Annotated in this window: 24 protein-coding genes; 17 read left to right on the top strand and 7 right to left on the bottom strand. The window is 64.9% G+C overall.

Going from position 1 to position 20,303, the window contains the following annotated elements; all coding sequences use genetic code 11:
* Window positions 1-123: 123 nt before the first annotated feature.
* From K289_RS0113945 to K289_RS0113925, 5 genes are all read left to right on the top strand, one after another.
* Window positions 124-1,938: a long-chain-acyl-CoA synthetase gene (locus K289_RS0113945; RefSeq protein WP_027552083.1), complete on the top strand. Its 1,815-nt coding sequence runs from the start codon at window positions 124-126 to the stop codon at window positions 1,936-1,938.
* Window positions 1,939-2,085: 147 nt separating this feature from the next.
* On the top strand, window positions 2,086-2,331 hold the full coding sequence (locus tag K289_RS0113940; protein WP_027552082.1) for an acyl carrier protein: 246 nt from the start codon (window positions 2,086-2,088) through the stop codon (window positions 2,329-2,331).
* Window positions 2,318-3,700 carry a class I adenylate-forming enzyme family protein gene (locus K289_RS0113935; protein WP_027552081.1) on the top strand — a complete coding sequence of 461 codons (1,383 nt, stop codon included), beginning with the start codon at window positions 2,318-2,320 and terminating at the stop codon, window positions 3,698-3,700. The genes K289_RS0113940 and K289_RS0113935 overlap by 14 nt, the downstream gene beginning before the upstream one ends.
* Window positions 3,693-4,415 carry an SDR family NAD(P)-dependent oxidoreductase gene (locus K289_RS0113930; protein WP_027552080.1) on the top strand — a complete coding sequence of 241 codons (723 nt, stop codon included), beginning with the start codon at window positions 3,693-3,695 and terminating at the stop codon, window positions 4,413-4,415. The genes K289_RS0113935 and K289_RS0113930 overlap by 8 nt, the downstream gene beginning before the upstream one ends.
* 126 nt (window positions 4,416-4,541) lie before the next feature.
* On the top strand, window positions 4,542-4,742 hold the full coding sequence (locus K289_RS0113925; protein ID WP_027552079.1) for a hypothetical protein: 201 nt from the start codon (window positions 4,542-4,544) through the stop codon (window positions 4,740-4,742).
* Between the two features lie 13 nt (window positions 4,743-4,755).
* Here K289_RS0113925 and K289_RS0113920 read toward each other — a convergent pair whose 3' ends face one another.
* The gene (locus K289_RS0113920; RefSeq protein WP_027552078.1) at window positions 4,756-5,136 is read right to left on the bottom strand and encodes a hypothetical protein; all 381 of its coding nucleotides are present in this window, start codon (window positions 5,134-5,136) and stop codon (window positions 4,756-4,758) included.
* A 224-nt stretch (window positions 5,137-5,360) separates the two neighbouring features.
* Between K289_RS0113920 and K289_RS0113915 the strand changes: the two genes are divergently transcribed.
* Entirely contained in the window at window positions 5,361-6,506 is a 1,146-nt protein-coding gene (locus K289_RS0113915) for a DUF3095 domain-containing protein (RefSeq protein WP_027552077.1), read from the top strand.
* 5 nt (window positions 6,507-6,511) lie between these two features.
* Here the strand turns inward: K289_RS0113915 and K289_RS0113910 are convergent, their stop codons facing one another.
* Window positions 6,512-6,952 (bottom strand): DUF2147 domain-containing protein, encoded by a 441-nt coding sequence (locus K289_RS0113910; protein ID WP_027552076.1) that lies wholly within the window; start codon window positions 6,950-6,952, stop codon window positions 6,512-6,514.
* Between the two features lie 165 nt (window positions 6,953-7,117).
* Complete coding sequence (locus tag K289_RS0113905) at window positions 7,118-7,645, bottom strand: GNAT family N-acetyltransferase (protein WP_027552075.1); 528 nt, start codon at window positions 7,643-7,645, stop codon at window positions 7,118-7,120.
* A gap of 243 nt (window positions 7,646-7,888) precedes the next feature.
* Here K289_RS0113905 and K289_RS0113900 point away from each other — a divergent pair, with 243 nt between their 5' ends.
* From K289_RS0113900 to K289_RS51550, 11 genes are all read left to right on the top strand, one after another.
* Window positions 7,889-8,485 (top strand): superoxide dismutase, encoded by a 597-nt coding sequence (locus tag K289_RS0113900; RefSeq protein ID WP_026312923.1) that lies wholly within the window; start codon window positions 7,889-7,891, stop codon window positions 8,483-8,485.
* A 284-nt stretch (window positions 8,486-8,769) separates the two neighbouring features.
* Window positions 8,770-9,381, top strand: a complete 612-nt coding sequence (locus K289_RS0113895) for a permease (protein ID WP_027552074.1) — start codon at window positions 8,770-8,772, stop codon at window positions 9,379-9,381.
* On the top strand, window positions 9,378-9,878 hold the full coding sequence (locus K289_RS0113890; protein WP_027552073.1) for a hypothetical protein: 501 nt from the start codon (window positions 9,378-9,380) through the stop codon (window positions 9,876-9,878). Before K289_RS0113895 ends, K289_RS0113890 begins: the two co-directional genes overlap by 4 nt.
* Before the next feature lie 44 nt (window positions 9,879-9,922).
* The gene (locus tag K289_RS52235) at window positions 9,923-10,147 is read left to right on the top strand and encodes a hypothetical protein (protein WP_027552072.1); all 225 of its coding nucleotides are present in this window, start codon (window positions 9,923-9,925) and stop codon (window positions 10,145-10,147) included.
* A 2-nt stretch (window positions 10,148-10,149) separates the two neighbouring features.
* Window positions 10,150-10,902 (top strand): metal ABC transporter ATP-binding protein, encoded by a 753-nt coding sequence (locus K289_RS0113880; RefSeq protein ID WP_027552071.1) that lies wholly within the window; start codon window positions 10,150-10,152, stop codon window positions 10,900-10,902.
* 6 nt (window positions 10,903-10,908) lie between these two features.
* Window positions 10,909-11,778: a metal ABC transporter permease gene (locus tag K289_RS0113875; RefSeq protein WP_027552070.1), complete on the top strand. Its 870-nt coding sequence runs from the start codon at window positions 10,909-10,911 to the stop codon at window positions 11,776-11,778.
* Window positions 11,779-11,783: 5 nt separating this feature from the next.
* Complete coding sequence (locus tag K289_RS0113870) at window positions 11,784-12,647, top strand: metal ABC transporter solute-binding protein, Zn/Mn family (protein WP_027552069.1); 864 nt, start codon at window positions 11,784-11,786, stop codon at window positions 12,645-12,647.
* A 55-nt stretch (window positions 12,648-12,702) separates the two neighbouring features.
* Entirely contained in the window at window positions 12,703-13,749 is a 1,047-nt protein-coding gene (locus K289_RS0113865) for a GTP-binding protein (RefSeq protein ID WP_027552068.1), read from the top strand.
* On the top strand, window positions 13,749-14,768 hold the full coding sequence (locus K289_RS0113860; protein ID WP_027552067.1) for a WD40 repeat domain-containing protein: 1,020 nt from the start codon (window positions 13,749-13,751) through the stop codon (window positions 14,766-14,768). The genes K289_RS0113865 and K289_RS0113860 overlap by 1 nt, the downstream gene beginning before the upstream one ends.
* A 30-nt stretch (window positions 14,769-14,798) precedes the next feature.
* Entirely contained in the window at window positions 14,799-15,515 is a 717-nt protein-coding gene (locus tag K289_RS0113855) for an MgtC/SapB family protein (protein WP_027552066.1), read from the top strand.
* 101 nt (window positions 15,516-15,616) lie between these two features.
* Window positions 15,617-15,961, top strand: a complete 345-nt coding sequence (locus tag K289_RS51550; protein ID WP_027552065.1) for a hypothetical protein — start codon at window positions 15,617-15,619, stop codon at window positions 15,959-15,961.
* 133 nt (window positions 15,962-16,094) lie between these two features.
* On the opposite strand, the gene K289_RS0113845 is transcribed toward K289_RS51550, so the two are convergent.
* The 4 genes from K289_RS0113845 to K289_RS0113830 form a co-directional block, all read right to left on the bottom strand.
* Window positions 16,095-17,537 carry a homospermidine synthase gene (locus K289_RS0113845; protein ID WP_027552064.1) on the bottom strand — a complete coding sequence of 481 codons (1,443 nt, stop codon included), beginning with the start codon at window positions 17,535-17,537 and terminating at the stop codon, window positions 16,095-16,097.
* A 54-nt stretch (window positions 17,538-17,591) separates the two neighbouring features.
* On the bottom strand, window positions 17,592-17,978 hold the full coding sequence (locus K289_RS0113840) for a RidA family protein (RefSeq protein ID WP_027552063.1): 387 nt from the start codon (window positions 17,976-17,978) through the stop codon (window positions 17,592-17,594).
* A gap of 147 nt (window positions 17,979-18,125) precedes the next feature.
* Complete coding sequence (locus tag K289_RS0113835) at window positions 18,126-18,713, bottom strand: GNAT family N-acetyltransferase (RefSeq protein WP_027552062.1); 588 nt, start codon at window positions 18,711-18,713, stop codon at window positions 18,126-18,128.
* A gap of 132 nt (window positions 18,714-18,845) precedes the next feature.
* Window positions 18,846-19,988, bottom strand: a complete 1,143-nt coding sequence (locus K289_RS0113830) for a type III PLP-dependent enzyme (RefSeq protein ID WP_027552061.1) — start codon at window positions 19,986-19,988, stop codon at window positions 18,846-18,848.
* Between the last annotated feature and the right edge of the window lie 315 nt (window positions 19,989-20,303).

The following is a 20,303-nucleotide window of genomic DNA, read 5'->3' as shown; positions in this document are numbered from 1 at the left end:
ACCGGCTTGGTAAAGGATGACTGCATTTAATCTTCAGCTAACCGAGTTTTACCTTGTCTCTTAACACCTGGTCAGGAGCCCGCGGTCTAAGTTGCCGGGAATACGCAGAGACGGCCCGAAAGAATGAACAATATGATCACCGGCGTCATCGAGCAGCCGAAAGCCGAGCATCCGCCCTCGGCTTCAAAGATCTGGCTGAAGGCGATCGAGCTCACTGCGCGCATCGAGACGCTGCCGGGCCGGCTGTTCGCCGACGTCGTCGACGATTGGGCGCGGCGTCAGCCCGACCGTGCTGCGCTGGTCATGGACGATGCAAGCCTTGATTATGAGGAGCTGTCGAGGCGCATCAATCGCTATGCGCGCTGGGCGCGCTCGGTGGGCGTCGCCAAGGGCGACACCGTCGGCCTGATCATGCCGAACGGCATCGACTACGTCGCCGCCTGGCTCGGCATCAGCCGCGTCGGCGGCGTGGTCGCGCTGATCAACACCAAGCTCGTCGGTCCGTCGCTGGCGCATTGCATCGACGTGGCAAGACCCTCGCATATCATCATTGCGCATGACCTGACGGAGGCGCTGGACGGCGCAGCGCCACACCTGAAGACGCAAGCCAAGATCTGGACCCATGGCGATGCCCGCAGCGGGCGCGCCATCGACGTTGCGCTCGCAGCGCTCGATGATGGTCCGCTGTCGCAGGACGAGCACGGCGAGGTCACCATCGATGATCGCGCGCTGCTGGTCTACACCTCCGGCACGACAGGCTTGCCGAAGGCTGCCAGCATCAGCCATCGCCGCATCCTCAACTGGGGTTTCTGGTTTGCCGGCCTCGCCGGCGCGACGCCGCAGGACCGGCTCTACGACTGCCTGCCGCTGTTTCACTCGGTCGGCGGTATCGTCGCGCCCTGCAGCATGCTCGCCGCCGGCGGTTCGGTGGTGATCGCGGATAAATTTTCGGCGTCGAACTTCTGGCACGACATCGTGCGTCATGACTGCACGTTGTTTCAGTATATCGGCGAGCTCTGCCGCTATCTCCTCAAGGCGCCGCCGTCCGAATACGAGAACAGCCACCATTTGCGTCTGGTTTGCGGCAACGGCCTGCGCGGCGATATCTGGGAGGATTTCCAGGCGCGCTTTTCCATTCCCCGTATCCTCGAATTCTATGCGGCGACGGAGGGCAATTTCTCGCTGTTCAATGTCGAGGGGCAGCCCGGCGCGATTGGTCGCATCCCGCCGCTGCTTGCCCATCGCTTTCCCGCAAGTCTCGTCAAGCTCGATCCCGACAGCGGCGTGCCATTGCGCAATGACGAAGGCTTCTGCGTCGCCTGCGCCCGCGGCGAGGCCGGCGAAGCTGTCGGCCGCATCGGCACCGCGGATGAGGGCGGCGGCCGCTTCGAGGGCTACACCGACGCGGGCGAGACCGAGAAGAAGATCCTTCGCGATGTCTTTGCCGGGGGCGATGCCTGGTTTCGCACCGGCGATCTGATGCGGATCGACGACAAGGGCTTTTTCCATTTCGTCGACCGCATCGGCGACACCTTCCGCTGGAAGGGCGAGAACGTCGCCACCTCGGAGGTCAACGACGCCGTTCGCGATTTCACCGGCGTGGTCGACGCCACCACCTACGGCGTCAGCATTCCCGGCGCCGACGGTCGTGCCGGCATGAGCGCGATCGTCGTCAACGAAGGTTTTGACATCGCGAGCCTGCCGGCGCATCTGGCGCAGCGCCTGCCGGCCTACGCACGCCCCGTCTTCATCCGCATCTCGCACGAGCTCGATGCAACCGAAACGTTCAAGCAGAAGAAGGGCGATCTCACACGCGAGGGATTCGATCCCGGCAAGATCTCCGATGTGCTGTACATGGCGGATCCGAAAGCCGGCGGCTATGTCGCGCTGGAGCCGGAAAGCTACGCGCAGATCATCGACGGTGCGATCAGGCTGTAGCGCAGGGAGAATCCGAAGATAGGTCCAATTTTACCTGAATTGTCCAAGAAGCCATTTACTTCTGTCGGGTAAACAGCGTGGGCCTCGGGAGGCGGTCAGCAAGAACCGCCGCAACACGAACGATCGATAACAAGAAGCGAGCCAGCCATGTCGGTAAGGTTAAAGGTCATTGAAGCGATCAAGCAGATCGCCAAAGAGCAGCACGTCACGCTTCCCGAACTTTCGGACGATCTGTCCCTGCACGAGACGGGCTTCGATTCGCTAGCCTTCGCCATCCTGGTTGCGCGCCTCGAGGACGAGACCGGCGTCGATCCCTTCACCATTTCCGAGGACGCAGCGTTCCCCGCCACCGTGGGCGATTTCGTGCGGGCCTACGAAAATGTCCCCGCGTGAAATCTTCGCGCTCCGTGACCATCTCGGCGCGGAACTGAAGGGCCGCACCCTGTCGGACGCGCACAATAGCGCGTCGCTGACGGATATCCTGTCGCAGACAGTGCTGGGCGGCCGCCTGCGCGAGCTGTCGGGCCGCGCGGTGCTGCTCAAGCTATCCGACCAGCTCCGGTCGGGCCTTGCCATGATTGAGCTCGACGGCATCGCCCGTCGCATGCTGCTGTGCCCGCCGGATCTCAATCCGGCGCATCTCGATACGCCGATCGCCGATGCCGGCATCGATGCCGTCGTCACCGACGAGCCTGCGCCCTGGACGGGTAGCGGCGTCGCGCTGATCGTCACCGCAGAATTGCCGCTCGCGCCCGCCACGCCGGCGCAGACCGAGCGCGCCACCGAATGGCTGATGCTCACTTCGGGCACGTCGGGCGTGCCGAAGATCGCCGGCCATACGCTGGAGGCGCTGACCGGCGCGATCGTCGCCGAAGGCCCAGCGCGCGGACCGGCGCCGGTATGGGCCACGTTCTACGACATTCGCCGCTATGGCGGCCTGCAGATATTTCTCCGCGCCATCCTCTCTGGCGGCTCGATGGTGCTGTCCGACCCGCATGAGGCACTCGCCGATCACGTCGCGCGGCTGAATGCGCGCGCAGTCTCCCACATCTCCGGCACGCCCTCGCATTGGCGCAAGCTGCTGATGAGCGGCTCGGCGGCGCAGTTCGCACCGCGCTATGTCCGCCTGTCCGGCGAGATCGCCGACCAGGCGGTGCTCGACGGCCTGAAGACGGCGTTTCCGAACGCGTCCGTCGGTCATGCCTATGCCTCGACCGAAGCCGGCGTCGGCTTTGCCGTCAATGACGGGCTCGAGGGCTTTCCGGCCGACTATCTCGGCAACCGCAATGGCGTCGAGATGAAAGTCGTTGACGGCTCGCTGCGCATCCGCTCGACGCGCACGGCCCACGCTTACATCGGCCGCAACGCCACCGCACTCACCGATGATGATGGGTTTGTCGACAGCGGCGACATGGTCGAGTTGCGCGGCGACCGCTACTATTTCGTAGGTCGTCGCGGCGGCATCATCAATATCGGTGGGCTGAAGGTCCATCCCGAGGAGATCGAGGCGGTCATCAACCGTCATCCCGATGTGAGGATGTCGCGGGCCAAATCGCGGCGCAGCCCGATCACCGGTGGCATCGTCGTCGCCGACGTGATCCTCGCCGACGGGACCGATCCGGCGCGCGCGAAGGAGATTCGCGATCAGATTCTCAATCAGTGCCGGGCCCATCTCGCCTCGCACAAGGTGCCGGCCGTGATCCGCTTCGTTGAAGCGCTCGACGTCACACCGGCCGGCAAACTGGCGCGCACCGATGCATAACGTTCTCGTCACCGGCGGCAGCCGCGGCATCGGCCTCGCGATCGCTCGGCGTCTGGTTGGCACCGGCTACAACGTGGTCGTGACCGCGCGGCGCGAGAGCGAGGAGCTCAAGGCCGCGATCGGCGAGTCCGAAGGCCGCCTGCATTTCCGTGCCTGCGACCTTGCCGTGATCGATGCGATCCCGGCCTTCGCCAAGCTCGTACGCGACGAATTCGGCCCGATCTACGGCCTCGTCAACAATGCCGGCCTCGGCACCGAAGGCCTGCTCGCCACCATGCACAATTCCGAGATCGAGGCGCTGGTACAGCTCAACGTGCTGTCGCCGATCATCCTCACCAAATATGTCGCGCGCCAGATGATGGCGGATGGTGCGGGTCGCATCATCAACATCTCCTCCATCATCGCCACCACCGGCTATAACGGCCTGTCGGTCTATGGCGCGACCAAGGCCGCCGCCACCGGCTTCACCCGCTCGCTCGCGCGCGAGGTCGGTAAGCTCGGCATCACCGTGAACGCGATTGCTCCGGGCTTCATCGACACCGAGCTCACGCACAATCTGTCCGACGAGGGACGCAAGCGCATCGCCGGCCGCAGCGCGCTGCGACGCCTGCCGGAGACGGAAGACGTCGCGCGCATGGTGGAATATCTGCTCGGCGAGGGCGGCCGTAACGTGACCGGCTCCGTCTTCACGATCGATGCGGGGAATACGGCGTAAGCGGAACTGCGCCGTTACAATCGAGTTGATCCGGCTCAATTTGATTTCACTGCATTTGGTCGTAAGATGGCCGGCAATCGATTGGGTTACGTCAATCGATCTGCCCTAATCGACAGGGAGCAGTCCATGACCACTGCGAACCAGGGACGGGCATCGGCAGAGCAATCGCGCGCAGAGCCGGACGAGATCAATTGCCAGCCGATGTCAAATCAGAATTCCGGTGATCATGGCCACGAAATGTACCCGCAGCAATTCGTGCGGCTGGTGGGCTGCCACGATGTGCCGGCATCCGTGCTGCGCAGACTGCAGGACGGGAAGCTGCACTAGCTCGCACCCGCGCTCATGTCCGCTGCTTCGGCAGGTCAATCCGTTCGTGTGAGAATTCCGGCGGCCCTTCGGTGAGGCGGCGAATGCGGCGCTCGCGCTCCTCTAGCGGCAGCGCGGGATCGAGCAGGCGGTCGATCTCGTGCACGGCGAGCTCCTCGATCCTGGTGAAGTCCGCTTCGACCGTTGCGCGGGACGGCGGCGCAGCCGCGGGAGCATGCTTCAGGCCGAGCTCGACCAGCTTGCAGATCGCATCCGAGCGCACCAGCTCATGGGCCTCAGCCCAGGCATCGACGGCCGCGGTCAAGGCTTCCGGCATCTTCACGGCGCTGACCACGTCGCATGCCGCATGCCGGTGCACCGGAGCGGCCGAGTCCTTGTTGCCGAAGTCAGACACCTCGATTGATCCCCTTGGATGATCGGACAATAGGCAACGTTTTTGGGAGGCTGTTTGATGCGGATCAATGACCGGCTGCGGCAATGCAGCGCGGCGCGATCTTGTTGTCCGCCCCCGTTTCAGCCAATGATCGGGACTTCGAAGGGCGCGCCGGCCGGCGAACCCGGATCGATCCTGCCCCGTATCTCCCTCGGACGCGCTTCCCAACCATCAGGCATCACGTGATGACATCAGGCGATTCCTTCTACGGCAGCATCCGCGTCTTTCGCGGCTTCACCAGCCTGATGGATCCCGCCCTCTATGTGCCGCTGCCGGATGACTGGAGCATCGGCGTCGCCGACATCGTCGATTCCACCAAGGCGATCGCGGCACAGCGCTACAAGGCGGTCAATATGGCCGGTGCTGCCGTGATCGCGTCGGTGACCAATGCACTGGAGGGGCGGGAATTCCCCTTCGTGTTCGGCGGCGACGGCGCGAGCTTTGCGGTCGCGCCCGATGATCTCGATCGTGCCCGGGAGGCGCTGGAGGCGACCGCGGCCTGGGTGCGGGAGGATCTCGATCTGAAGATGCGCGTCGCGCTGGTGCCGGTGAACGCCATTCGCGCGCAAGGCCTCGATGTCCGCGTCGCGCGCTTCGGCCCGTCGGCGAACCTGTCCTATGCGATGTTCTCTGGCGGAGGGTTGGGGTGGGCCGAAGCCGCGATGAAGCGCGGCGAGTTCGCGCTTCCCGCGGCGCCCGCCGGCACGCAGCCGGATCTCTCCGGACTATCCTGCCGCTTCGAGGAGATTCCGGCCTCGCGCGGCCTGATCCTGTCGGTGCTGGTAGTGCCGGCGGGTAGCGCCGATCCCAGAGCTTTTCGCAAGGTGATCGAGGACGTGATCCACCTCGTCGAACGCAGCCCGGATGCCGGCCGTCCCGTGCCGGCGCAGGGGCCGCCTTTGCGGTGGCCGCCGCAGGGGCTCGACTATGAGGCGCGGGCGGCGCGTGGCGGGCCGCTGCTCAAACGCCGCGCCGGCGCCCTCATCTACACGCTGTTCGCCTATTTGATCATGCGCTTCGACATCAAGGTCGGCGGCTTCGTGCCGAAGCGCTACAAGCAACAGGTGGTCGAGAATTCCGACTTCCGCAAATATGACGACGGTCTGCGCATGATCCTCGACTGCGCGCCCGAGCTCGAACGCGCCTTGAGCGAGCGCCTTGCGGCCGGCGCGCGCGACGGCGTCGTGCGCTACGGACTGCACCGGCAGGACGCGGCGATGATGACCTGCTTCACGCCGTCGGCGCTGCGCAGCGACCACGTCCATTTCATCGACGGTGCGCGAGGCGGCTACGCCTCGGCGGCAACGGCGCTGAAGGCGATGATGGCGTGAGAAAGTTAGTGGCTGACCCGGCTCCAGGTCTCGCCGCCGCAGAGTGCACCGACGCAGCCTTCGACCCGCAAGCTTTCCGCGCCGCTCACCGTGATGCTGCTCGCATAGTTGCTGCCGTCGTCGGCATTGTAGATCTGCCCCGACCATTTGTTCGGACCTGCGGGCTGCATGGCGCTGAACAGCGGCAGTCCGATGATCGGCCGCCGGGCCAGCGCGGGATTGGGATTCTTGCTGTCGGTGGCGGGCTGGCCGGTCGCGGTGTCGTAGGGCTCGCGCAGCCAGACGATGACGCCGCAGATGCCGCCGCCGCATTTGCTGATCTTCACACGGGCATCGCCGGCCTGGGTCAGCCAGGTGCCGCTGGCATCGGCGCTTTGCGCGTGGGCAGTGGTCGCGCCGAGCAGCGCAGCCAGAAGGACGGTGGAAACGGCGAATCTGGAAAACATGGAGAGCCCCGAAAATGAAGGCGCCTCCATAGCAGCAAATCAGGATAGTGTAACGCTCGACGGAATCACATTCCTGCGTTGATTTGCCCCAGCGGACGAAAACGGCGACGCCAGGTAACCGCAATGATCATGTGCCGCTGGACGCAATCAGTGGCAATCGCGAGATCACCAGGGCAGGCCGCAGAGGTCGAGCGTGCCGAGGCGCGGCGCGCGGACGACGTCGAACACGAAAGGCGCCATGTATTCGAAGCGGATCCGCCCCTCCGGCTGCTCGCAAAAGACATCGCCGGTGAAGCGATGCCAGTTGCGGGCCTCATAGAACGCGAAATTGTGCGGCTCGCAGAACAGGACCGCGAAGCGGACCGCCTCGTTGGCCCGCATGGTGTGGACCGCCGCATCGATCGCCATCGTCGCGTAGCCGCGTCCGCGCCGGTCCTCGCGCGTGCAAACGCCGCCGATCCCGCCGACATGGACCTTGCGCCCGTTCCAGCTGATGGTGCGGAAGTGGATGCCGACATGGCAGACGAGGCCGTCCTCCGGCGTCTCGATCAGCACGCGGAGATCGGCATTGGCCCATTTGATGTGGCTCCAGGCCGGCTTCTCGTCCGCGTGGCGCCCCCAGACCGCGCTGAGCAGCGGCTTTGCGATCGGCCAGGAGGCGTCGCCGTTCAAAATGTCGATCTCGATGCTCATGGCTCTCTCTTTCGCATCTCCGCTGTGTGATGCATTCGTTCTGCCATAAGCACCTCAAAGGCAATGATATTTTGCGGCGAACGACCGGGCCCGGTTGAACGCCGCTCCGCCGCGCCGATTTTATGCAATCGGGCCAAGCGACCGCATGACGCATTTTCGCAAATTGGCGGTATTTAACGCCGCAGGAACCTTCTATAAGGGGTGACCGTTAGAACGTTCCCCACCAGTTGCGGACAAGAACCCATGACCTTTACGCTGCCCCCACTCCCTTACGCCTATGACGCCCTCGGCCAGTACATGTCGAAGGAAACGCTCGAATATCACCACGACAAGCATCATCAGGCCTACGTCACCAACGGCAATAACGCGCTCAAGGGGACCGAATGGGAAGGCAAGTCCCTTGAGGAGATCGTCAAGGGCTCGTTCGGCAAGAACCCCGCGGTGTTCAACAATGCCGGCCAGCACTACAACCACATCCACTTCTGGAGCTGGATGAAGCCCAACGGCGGCGGCACCAAGCTGCCGGGCAAGCTCGAGAAGAAGATCAACGAGGACCTCGGCGGCTTCGAGAAGTTCAAGACGGATTTCCAGGCGGCTGGCGTCGGTCAGTTCGGCTCCGGCTGGTGCTGGCTCCAGGTCAAGAACGGCAAGCTCGAAATCTCCAAGACCCCGAACGGCGAGAATCCGCTGGTGCACGGCGCCACCCCGATCCTCGGATGCGACGTCTGGGAGCACTCCTACTACATCGACTATCGCAACCGTCGCCCGGACTATCTGAAGGCGTTCGTCGAGAACCTCGTGAACTGGGAATACGTCGAGTCGCTGTTCGACAAGGCGTAAGTATTTGGAGTCATTCCGGGGCGCGCGAAGCGCGAGCCCGGAATCCATTTATCCGCTCGGGTTTACGCTCGATGGATTCCGGGCTCGGCGCTGGCGCGCCGCCCGGAATGACAGAACGACAAAGGCGGTCGCATCCGCGGCCGCCTTTTTTGCTGCGCGGAATTCGGCCCTCATCCGGCATAGCCCTGCGCAGGGCGCGCATTACTCCCGTCGCCGTTCCGTTTGCATCACGTCGGCGCCGCCCTTAATCAGAACGGGCATCCCCTCGATCCGACCCGAGCCCGTTGTCAGAGACTTTCCCGAAAGAGCCGGCGACTGCCGAGGACGCTGAATCCGAGCCTCGGCCAGGGCGCATCCGCAAGCCGATCGGCTGGTCGACGATCATCATCGCGGCATTGGTGGCGGTGAGCGCGGCGCTGGTCTGGCGGCGTGACGGGACCGACGGTGTTCTCGACATTCTGACCCACGATCTCGCGCTGTTCGGCGGCATCCTGCCGCGCGTGCTGGCCGGCTGCCTGCTCGGGGCTTTCATCTCGGAGATCCTGCCGCACGAAAAAGTCTCGCGCTCGCTCGGGCCGAAGTCCGGCCTGATGGGCCTTCTGATCGGCACCGCCTTCGGCGCGATTCTGCCGGGCGGGCCGTTCACCGCCTATCCGGTGGCGAGCGCGCTGCTCGCGGTCGGCGCCGATTTCGGCGCCACCATCGCCATGGTCGTGAGCTGGACTCTGATCGGCTATGGCCGCGCGGTCGCCTGGGAAATCCCGATCATGGGCACGGATTTCACGCTGTGGCGGATCGTGATCTCGCTTCCGCTGCCGGTGCTCGCGGGCGCGCTCGGCCGCTTCGTCTATGTCCGGCTCTACCCGAAGCCGATCGCCAAGGATGACGAGACGTGAGCGCTGCGCTTCTCATCGACATCCTGCTGTGGGGTTCGGTGCTCGGCGTCGGCCTGATCGCCTTCCGCCGCGGTCCTCCCGTGTTCAAGTCCTCGCTCCGCGAAGGCTCGATGGACTTCATCAACATCGTGCCGCGGATCGCGCTGGGCGTGATCGGCTCCGGCTATATCGCCGCCATCATCCCCCAGGAGGTGATCACCGGCTGGCTCGGCCCGGACAGCGGCTGGCTTGGGGTTGCAACCGCCGTGGTCGCCGGGGCCGCGACGCCCGGCGGTCCCGTGATCGGCTTCTCGATCGGCACGGTGGCGCTAAAGTCGGGCGGGGGCGTCCCGCAGGTGGTCGCCTATGTCGTCGCCTGGGCCCTATTTGCCTTCCAGCGGGTGATCTTGTGGGAAATCCCGTTCATGCCGGCCCGTTTCGTCTGGTTCCGCTGCGCTGTCTCGGTGCCGTTCCCGTTCGTGGCGGCGGCCATCGCGATGGTGATCGGCAAGCCGTGAGCCGGGGCGTGGACAGGCGTAATGTTATAATATAACGTCTTCAAATGGTTCCCGCCGCGTCCCACGCCCACCATCACGATCACTCCCATGACCACGCGCATTCTCATGGGCACGACCATACGCATGCCCATGTCCACGACCCCGCGGCCCCGCACCCGGCGCAGGCCGCGCCTTGGTCGATCCTGCGCATGACCATGGCGGTCCGCCTGGCTGCGGCGCTGGCCGTCTGTGCCGTGTTGTGGGGCGTGGTCTGGCTTGCGATGAGGTGAGCATGGCGGCGCTGCACTTCCACAACGTCACGCTTGGCTACGACCGGCACCCGGCCGTGCACCACCTCAGCGGCGAGGTCGCGCCCGGCGCGCTGGTGGCGGTGATCGGGCCGAACGGCGCCGGCAAGTCGACGCTGCTGCGCGGCATCGTCGGCATCCTCAGGCCGCTCGATGGCAGCATCCATCTCGGCAGCCTCGATGCGAGGGACATCGCGTATCTGCCGCAGAGTGCGGAGATCGATCGCAGCTTCCCGATCTCGGTGTTCGACTTCGTCGGCACCGGGCTTTGGCGCGGGACCGGCCTGTTCGGCGGCATCGGCAAGGTCGCGCGGGAAAAAATCCTCCGCGCGATCGCTTCCGTTGGTCTCAACGGCTTCGAGAACCGCCCGATCGGCACGCTCTCCGGCGGGCAGATGCAGCGCGTGCTGTTCGCGCGCGTACTGCTCCAGGACGCGAGCCTGATCGTGCTGGACGAGCCCTTCAACGCCATCGACAGCAAGACCACAGCCGATCTGCTGGCGCTGGTGAAGCGCTGGCACGGCGAAGGCCGCACTGTGCTCGCCGCGCTGCACGACATGGAGATGGTGCGCAGCCACTTCACCGAGGCGCTTGTGCTGGCGCGCGGGCCGGTGGCGTGGGGACCGACGGCGGAGGTGCTGACGCCGGAGAATCTGTTGGTGGCGATGCGGATGTGCGAGGCTTTCGACGACGGCGCCGCGGCCTGCGGCGAAGATGGGCGCTCGCAGGCGGCGTGACATCCGATGATCCATGATGTCCTGATCGGCCCGTTCACCGAATTCGAGTTCATGCGGCGCGCGCTTGCAGCCGTCGTCGCGCTGTCGCTCGCCGGTGCGCCGATCGGCGTGTTTCTGATGCTGCGGCGGATGAGCCTCGTTGGCGACGCCATGGCGCATGCGATCCTGCCGGGCGCGGCGGTCGGCTTCCTGCTCTCCGGTCTCAACCTGTTTGCGATGACCGCGGGCGGACTGATCGCGGGCTTTACGGTCGCGATCCTCGCCGGCGTGGTCGCGCGTTCGACCGGATTGAAGGAGGACGCGTCGCTCGCGACCTTCTATCTCGCCTCGCTGGCGCTGGGCGTCACCATCGTCTCGATCAAGGGCACCAATATCGATCTCTTGCACGTGCTGTTCGGCAACATCCTTGCCATGGACGACCAGACGCTGCTGGTGGTGGCCTTCAACGCCACGATCACACTGCTGGTGCTCGCGGTGATCTATCGCCCGCTGGTGATCGAGAGCGTCGATCCCTTGTTCCTGCGAACCGTCAGCCGCGCCGGCGGGCCGGCGCATCTCGCATTCCTCGCGCTCGTCGTCATCAACCTCGTCAACGGTTTCCAGGCGCTCGGCACCTTGCTTGCCGTCGGCCTGATGATCATGCCGGCGGGCATTGCGCGGTTCTGGTCGCGCGATCTCACCGCCATGATCTGCATCGCCGTGATCGCCGCCGCCGTCTCGGGCTACGCCGGCCTTGTGCTGTCGTTCCAGACCCGCGTACCCTCGGGCCCTGCGATCATCCTGGTCGCGACGGTGTTCTACGTCGTCTCCGTCCTGTTCGGCCGTGTCGGCGGCGTCGTCAGGCAGATGTTTCCCGGCCGGCATCTGGAAGCGTGAGGCCGATGCGGCTTGTCCTGCTTTGTGTGCTCTTGCTGATCGCTTCGCCGCTCGACGCCGCAGAGCGGCTCAACGTGATTGCGAGCTTCTCGATCCTCGGCGATTTCGTCCGCAATGTCGGCGGCGACCGCATCAAGCTCACGACACTGGTCGGCGCCGACAGCGACGTCCATGTTTATACGCCGGCGCCGGGTGACGCGAAGCGGGTCGCGGATGCAAGGCTCGTGATCGTCAACGGGCTCGGCCTCGAGGGCTGGCTGCCGCGGCTCGTGCAGTCTTCCGGCGGCAGGGCGCAGGTGGTCACCGCGAGTGCCGGCATCGTGCCCTTGAAGCTTGGATCGGACGCCGACCCGCATGCCTGGCAATCGGTCACGAACGCCAAGCTCTATGTGACGAACATTGCCAGTGCACTGGCCGCCGCCGACCCGGATGACGCCGACTTCTTCCGCGCCCAGGCCAAGACCTATCTGGAAAAGCTCGAAACGCTCGACCGCGAGGTGCGCGAGGCGATCGCACAAATCCCGCCCGAGCGGCGCAAGGTGATCTCGACCCACAATGCCTTCGGCTATTTTGCCGCCGAACACGGCGTCCAGTTCATCGCCCCCTTGGGGGTCTCGACGGAAACCGAGCCCAGCGCACGCGATATCGCTGGTATCATTGGCCAGATCAGGGCCCAAAAGATCCCGGCGGTGTTCCTTGAGAATATCAGCGACGACCGGCTGATCCGGCGGATCGCCGCGGAGACCGGGGCAAGGGTCGGCGGGACCCTGATTTCGGACGGTTTGACCGGCGAAAAGGGGCCAGCCCCCACTTACATTGATATGGTCAGGCACAATATAAAGGCCCTGACCAGCGCGCTTGACCAATAGGGCGGGGGCCACCCCGCCTCGCGTCGCGCGAAAAAGCCCGAAGTCCGGAGTTGTTATGTCTGAAGCGACCGCCCCCAAGATTCCCGTGACCGTCCTGACCGGCTATCTCGGCGCCGGCAAGACCACGCTTTTGAACCGCATCCTGTCGGAGAACCACGGCAAGAAATACGCCGTCATCGTCAATGAATTCGGCGAGATCGGCATCGACAACGACCTCATCATCGGCGCCGATGAGGAAGTGTTCGAAATGAACAATGGCTGCATCTGCTGCACCGTGCGCGGCGATCTCGTGCGCATCATGGAAGGGCTGATGAAGCGCAAGGGCAAGTTCGACGCCATCATCGTCGAGACCACGGGCCTCGCCGATCCGGCGCCGGTCGCGCAGACATTCTTCGTCGACGAGGACGTGCAGAAGAACGCCCGCCTCGATGCGGTCGTCACGGTCGCGGATGCCAAATGGCTGTCCGACCGGCTGAAGGATGCGCCCGAGGCAAAGAACCAGATCGCCTTCGCCGACGTGATCGTGCTCAACAAGACCGATCTCGTCACCAAGCCGGAGCTCGCCGAAGTCGAGGCCCGTATCCGCGGCATCAATCCCTATGCGAAACTCCACCGCACCGAGCGCTGCTCGGTGGCCTTGGCTGACGTGCTCGATCGCGGCGCGTTCGATCTCGACCGCATCCTAGACATCGAGCCGGATTTTCTCGAGGCCGACGATCATGATCACGACCACGATCATCACCATCACGGCCACGACCATCACCACCATGATCACGGCCATGGCCTGAAGCACTATCACGACGAGGAGATGCAGTCGCTGGCGCTCAAGACCGACAAGCCGCTCGATCCGAACGTGTTCATGCCCTGGCTCCAGAACCTGGTGCAGATGGAGGGCCAGAAGATCCTGCGCTCCAAGGGCATCCTCGCCTTCCACGACGACGAAGACCGCTATGTCTTCCAGGGCGTGCACATGATGCTGGAGGGCAACCACCAGCGGAAATGGAAGGACGGCGAGCCGCGCGAGAGCCGCCTCGTCTTCATCGGCCGCGAACTGCCGGAAGAGGCCATCCGCCAGGGTTTTGAGAGCTGCATCGTCTCGTGATGAAAGAGTTTACGCCGGCCCCCGATTCACCCTCGATCGTCTCCGTCACCGACCGCGTCAAACCGGTCGCGCTCGGGATGGGCGTGACCTCCGTGCATTTCCTCGGCGACCGTGCCGCCTTTGTCGGCGGCGAGGAGAATGTCGCGCTTGTGGATGCGGGCGGTGATGTCACCAAGGTTGCCGTTCATAGCGGCGGCATTCTCTCCACCGCATCCGACGGCAAACGCCTCATCATGGGCGGCGACGACGGCAAGGTCACAGCCCTCGATGCCAAGGGCGAGGTGACGCTGCTCGCCACCGATCCGAAGCGGCGCTGGATCGATGCGGTGGCACTGCACGCCGATGGCGCTTTCGCCTGGTCGGCCGGCAAGACGGCTGTCGTCAAGAGCGGCAAGAACGAGGAGAAATCGATCGAGGTGCCCTCGACCGTCGGCGGTCTTGCGTTCGCGCCAAAGGGCCTGCGGCTCGCGATCGCGCATTATAATGGCGCGACGCTGTGGTTTCCCAACATGGCGGCCACGGCCGAATTCCTGCCTTGGGCCGGCTCGCATCTCGGCGTCACCTTCAGCCCCGACAACAAATTCCTGGTTACCGCGATGCACGAGCCGGCGCTGCATGGCTGGCGGCTCGCCGACAACCGGCACATGCGCATGACCGGCTATCCCGGCCGCGTCCGCTCGATGTCCTGGAGCGCGGGCGGCAAGGCACTGGCGACGTCGGGCGCCGACACCGTGATCCTGTGGCCGTTCGCGAGCAAGGACGGTCCGATGGGCAAGGAGCCCGCGATGATCGCGCCGCTCCAGGCGCGCGTGTCGGTGGTTGCCTGCCATCCAAAAAACGACATCCTCGCTGCGGGCTATGGCGACGGCACCGTGCTGATGGTGCGTCTGGAGGACGGCGCGGAGATCCTGGTCCGCCGCAACGGCACCCCGCCGGTTGCAGCGCTCGCCTGGAACGCCAAGGGCACGTTGCTCGCCTTTGCGGATGAAAATGGGGACGGCGGCCTTCTGGAGCTTTAATCTGTCATTGTTCTGACCGTATAGGGGGCCATGCGGTTTCTGACGACCTTCCAGCTTGCTGACTTCGCCGACACCCTGGTCAGCCTGTTCACGGCCTTCGTGCTGGGCACGCTGATCGGCGCCGAGCGGCAATATCGGCAGCGCACCGCGGGCCTGCGCACCAATGTGCTGGTCGCTGTCGGCGCCGCGGCGTTCGTTGACCTGGCGATGCATCTGACCGGGGCCGACGGTGCGGTGCGGGTGATCTCCTACGTCGTCTCGGGCATCGGCTTCCTCGGCGCCGGCGTCATCATGAAGCAGGGCATGGACGTGCGCGGTCTCAACACCGCGGCGACCCTGTGGGCCTCGGCGGCGGTCGGATCCTGCGCCGGCGCGGATCTCGTCGCCCAAGCCGTGGTGCTGACCGTATTCATCATCGCCGGCAACACGCTGCTGCGGCCTCTGGTCAACGCCATCAACCGTATCCCGCTGAACGAGAAGGCCCTGGAGGCGACCTATTATTTCAAGCTCGCGGTTGCGACCGACGCCTTGCCCGACATGCGCGACCGGCTCGTGGACAAGCTCGAGGTCGCCAAATATCCGGTGGCCGATGTCGACGTGGTCGAGATCGGGGACGACAATCTGGAGATCGTCGCAAAGCTGGTTGCGACCGCGGTCGATCCGAACGAACTGAACGCGGTGGCGACCGATCTCCAGCACCTGCCGGGCGTGCGGCACGCCACCTGGGAAGTCAGCACCACCGAGTGACGCGACGTTCCGGCGCGCGAGCGCGCGGTTCCCGGCTGGTCGGGTGCGGAACCGCGTGTCCTTGAATTCGTTGATCCCGCGGATGAACGGCGGTGATCGACATGCCCGGCAACCAGGACAAACGCAGACTGAAAATTGACCTGATGGTCGCCTGCTCGCTGTTTGCGGCGGGCGTGGTGATATCGGGCCTGTCACTGGCGCAGATCCGGGCCGAGTATCGGATGCAGACGGCGCAGGCGACGGGACCACTCCAGGGCAAACCGTCCGACGATCAGGACAAAACTCCCGCGCAATCAAAGCCCGGCGGCGAGCGCCCGACCACGCCCGCGCCCGAGCCCGCACGCCCTGATCCGCAGACGCAGGGGGCGGCGAAGCCAGTCCTGCCGCAGGCCCCTGCCGAGAAGATCGCCCCGCCGATCAAGGAGCCGCCGACCAAGGAGAAGTAGGTTTCTCCGCCGTCATTCCGGGGCGCGCGTAGCGCGAGCCGGGCATCCATGCATCCACACGAACTGCCGCTCGATGGATTCCGGGCTCGCGCCAAGTGGCGCGCCCCGGAATGACGGGTGGAGGGAGCGCGCCTCAGCGCACCAGGATATTCCGGAACTGCCAGGGATCGCTCGTATCGATATCTTCCGGAAACAGTCCCGGACGATCCGTCAGCGGCGTCCAGTCGGTGTAGAAACCCTTCACCGGTCCGAGATACGGCATCTGGATTTCAAGCAGACGATCGAAATCCATCTCGTCGGCTTCGACGATGCCTTCGTTCGGGTTTTCCAGCGCCCACACCATGCCGGCGAGCACGGCGGAGGTCACTTGCAGGCCGGTCGCGTTCTGATAGGGCGCGAGTTTGCGGGTCTCTTCGATGGAGAGCTGCGAGCCGTACCAGTAGGCATTGTTGTCATGGCCGAACAGCAGCACGCCGAGTTCGTCGATGCCATCGACGATTTCGTTCTCATCGAGGATGTGGTGCTTTTCCTGCATCTTCGCTGCGCGGCCGAACATTTCATGCAGCGACAGCACGGCATCGTCGGCCGGGTGATAGGCATAGTGGCAGGTCGGCCGATAGATCGCCGTGCCCGATGCGTCGCGCACCGTGAAGTAATCGGAGATCGAGATCGACTCGTTGTGGGTAACGAGGAAGCCATACTGCGCGCCGCGGGTCGGGCACCAGGTGCGCACGCGCGTGTTGGCGCCGGGCTGCATCAGATAGATGGCGGCGCCGCAGCCGGCTTCGTGGGTGCGCGCATTCTCGGGCATCCATTTTTCATGGGTGCCCCAACCGAGTTCGGACGGCTGCACGCCTTCCGACAGGAAACCTTCCACCGACCAGGTGTTGACGAAGACGTCCGGCTCCTTCGGCGACTTGGAGCGCTGGGTGTCGCGTTCGGCGATGTGGATGCCCTTGACGCCGGCCTGCCGCATCAAGTCCGCCCATTCGGCTTTGGTCTTCGGCTTGGGAGCATTGAGCTTCAGATCGGCGGCGACATTGAGTAGCGCCTGCTTGACGAAAAAGGAGACCATGCCGGGATTGGCGCCACAGCAGGAGACTGCCGTGGTCGAGCCCGCGGGGCGCGCCTTCTTGGCGGCCAGTGTCACTTCGCGCAGGGCGTAGTTGGAGCGCGCTTCCGGGCCCTTCGATGAATCGAAATAGAAGCCGAGCCAGGGCTCGTTGACGGTGTCGATATAAAGCGCGCCGAGCTCGTTGCAGAGCTCCATGATGTCGGTCGAGCCGGTATCGACCGAGAGATTGACGCAAAAACCCTGGCCGCCGCCTTCGGTGAGCAGCGGGGTCAGCAGTTCGCGATAATTGTCCTTGGTCACGCCCTTCTGGATGAAGCGTACGTTGTGCTTCTCGCAATGCGCCTTGCGGCCCTCGTCCTTGGGGTCGATCACGGTGATGCGCGACTTGTCGTAATCGAGATGCCGCTCGATCATCGGCAACGTGCCTTTGCCGATGGAGCCGAAGCCGACCATGACGATGGGGCCGGTGATCTTCGCGTAGATCTGCGAGGCGGGGCTCATCAAGTATCTCCAGGAGACGGTCTAAGTGAACGGTCTAGGTTGGGTGTTGGTGGGTCAGGTGCGGCGCTTCGCGGTCACTTCGATCTCGACCTTCATCTCGGGCTTGTAGAGTGCCGAGACGACGAGCAGCGTTGCCGCCGGGCGGATCTCGCCGAGGACTTCGCCGCAGACGGCGAAATGCGCGTCCGCGTCCCTGGCGTCGGTGAGGTAGTAGGTCGCGCGGACGATGTCGGCCATCTCGAAACCACCCTCCTTCAGGGCGGATTCGATGGTCTTGAAGCAGTTGCGTGACTGGCTCGTGACATCGGCCGGCATGCTCATCGTCGCGTAGTCGTAGCCGGTGGTTCCCGCGACGAAGGCGAAGTCGCCGTCGATCACGGCACGGCTGTAGCCGGCGGTCTTCTCGAATGGGGAGCCGGTGGAAATCAGGCGACGGGACATGATGCTGGACCTCGGCTGAAGGGGATGTTTCGCGGGTTAAAGGGCGTTTCCGGGGGGCGCGCAACCCCAAAGGAGCGGGGATTAGCGCAGGCGCGGCCGGGCATCGCCGCGGAATGCGGCTTCGGTCTTCGCCATCATGGCAATCCCTTAGGCCGCGTGTGCTTGGAGGGCGCGAACCGCCCTCCGTTTGGGCAAGATAGCGCCGGTCGCAACGACCATCCCGGACGCGCCATCGAGCGCGCCCGCGGTGAATTCGAGCGCCAGCAAGCGGTCGCGTTCGAACGGGCCGGGCAGCGAGAGCTCGCCGGTCTTCTCGCCGGAGAAGCCGAAGCGGGCGTAGTAGGGGGCATCGCCGAGCAGGATCACGGCAGCATGCCCGCGCGCCCGGGCGGCGGCCAGCGCTTGATGCATCAGCGCGGCGCCGATCCCGAGCTCGCGGCAGGCAGGGTCGACCGCAAGCGGTCCGAGGACCAAAGCGGCCCTGCCTCCGGCGCTGACATGCCACAGCCGCACGGTACCCACGAGTTTCCCCTCGCGCACAGCCGACAGCGCAAGGCCGGCGGCGGGTGCGCGTCCGTCGCGCAGGCGCTGACAGGTGCGGCCATGGCGGTTCTCGCCAAAGCAGGCATCGAGCAGCGCTTCACGCATCGCAACGTCGGCAGCACGCTCCGCACGGATCGCGAACGGAGCGGCTTTCGAGGTGAGGGCGACCTGTGGCTTCCGAAGAGCAGTCATGACACGTCAGTCCCCGCTTGAACCCACGGGCCCGAAGGCTCGCCGGTCCAAGGCGTCGTCAGAAATCGAAGATGTCAGGGAGGAGCCGGCACGGCCGGCTCCCGGTTCATCGAGCCTCGAAAAAGAGGCGGATCAGATGTGGTAGGTCCTCAGCGGCGGGATGCCGTTGAACGCCACCGACGAGTAGGTCGACGTATAGGCCCCGGTCCCTTCGATCAGCACCTTGTCGCCGATCTCGAGCGTGACGGGGAGCGGATACGGGTTCTTCTCGTACAGCACGTCGGCGGAATCGCAGGTTGGCCCTGCGAGCACGCACGGCGTCATGTCCGCCCCGTCATGCGGGGTGCGGATGGCGTAGCGGATCGACTCGTCCATGGTCTCGGCGAGACCGCCGAACTTGCCGATGTCCAGGTACACCCAGCGCACCTCGTCCTCGTCGCTCTTCTTCGAGATGAGCACGACCTCGGACTCGATGATGCCGGCATTGCCCACCATGCCGCGACCCGGCTCGATGATGGTTTCCGGAATCTGGTTGCCGAAGTGCTTGCGCAGTGCGCGGAAGATCGAGCGGCCGTAGGTGACGACCGGCGGCACGTCCTTCAGGTACTTGGTCGGGAAGCCCCCGCCCATGTTGACCATGGAGAGGTTGATGCCGCGCTCGGCGCAGTCGCGGAACACCTGCGAGGCCATCGCCAGCGCGCGGTCCCACGCCTTCACCTTGCGCTGCTGCGAGCCGACATGGAAGGAGATGCCGCACGGCTCGAGGCCCAGACGCTTGGCGACGTCGAGCACCTCGACCGCCATCTCCGGGTCGCAGCCGAACTTGCGCGACAGCGGCCACTCGGCGCCGGCGCAGTCGTAGAGGATGCGGCAGAACACCTTCGCCCCGGGGGCGGCACGGGCGACCTTCTCGACCTCGGCGGCGCAATCGACCGCGAACAGGCGAATGCCGAGCGCGAAGGCGCGCGCGATGTCGCGCTCCTTCTTGATCGTGTTGCCGAAGGAGATGCGGTCGGGCGTCGCGCCCGCGGCCAGCGCCATCTCGATCTCGGCGACCGTTGCGGTGTCGAAGCAGGAGCCCATGGAGGCGAGCAGGGACAGCACTTCCGGCGCCGGGTTCGCCTTTACGGCATAGAACACGCGGCTGTCGGGCAGCGCCTTGGCAAAGCTCTGGTAATTGTCGCGCACGACCTCGAGGTCGACGACGAGGCACGGCTCGGTATCGAGACCTTCGCTGCTGCGGTTGCGCAGGAATTCCCTGATGCGATCGGTCATAGCACCCTCCAAACGGCCCTTTGCGACAGGGACCCGTTCAAAATGTTCTCGGCCATGAGCGCTTTGGCGATGCCGCACGATGGAGACGCGACATTGCCTCGAGCTCGAGGACCGAATTGTGCTGCCGTGGATTGGTTGGGAATTTTCCCGCCCGCTCACCTGGCAATGAAGGACAAGCCTTTTCAGTAGCCCGCGCCGGCGTTGGAATGCCGGTAGAGACCAAAAAAGCCCGATCCGTCGTTGCTTTAAGTCGCGTCCCCCGTTGAGAACGAGGTGCGCCGGTTCGCCTCCGGCTGCCAGTCACGGTTGCAAAGA

It is taken from the genome of Bradyrhizobium sp. Cp5.3 (assembly GCF_000426265.1).
Classification (GTDB): Bacteria; Pseudomonadota; Alphaproteobacteria; order Rhizobiales; family Xanthobacteraceae; genus Bradyrhizobium; species Bradyrhizobium neotropicale.
Note: the sequence above shows the minus strand (reverse complement) of the source record. Positions and strands in the feature narration are given on the sequence as shown.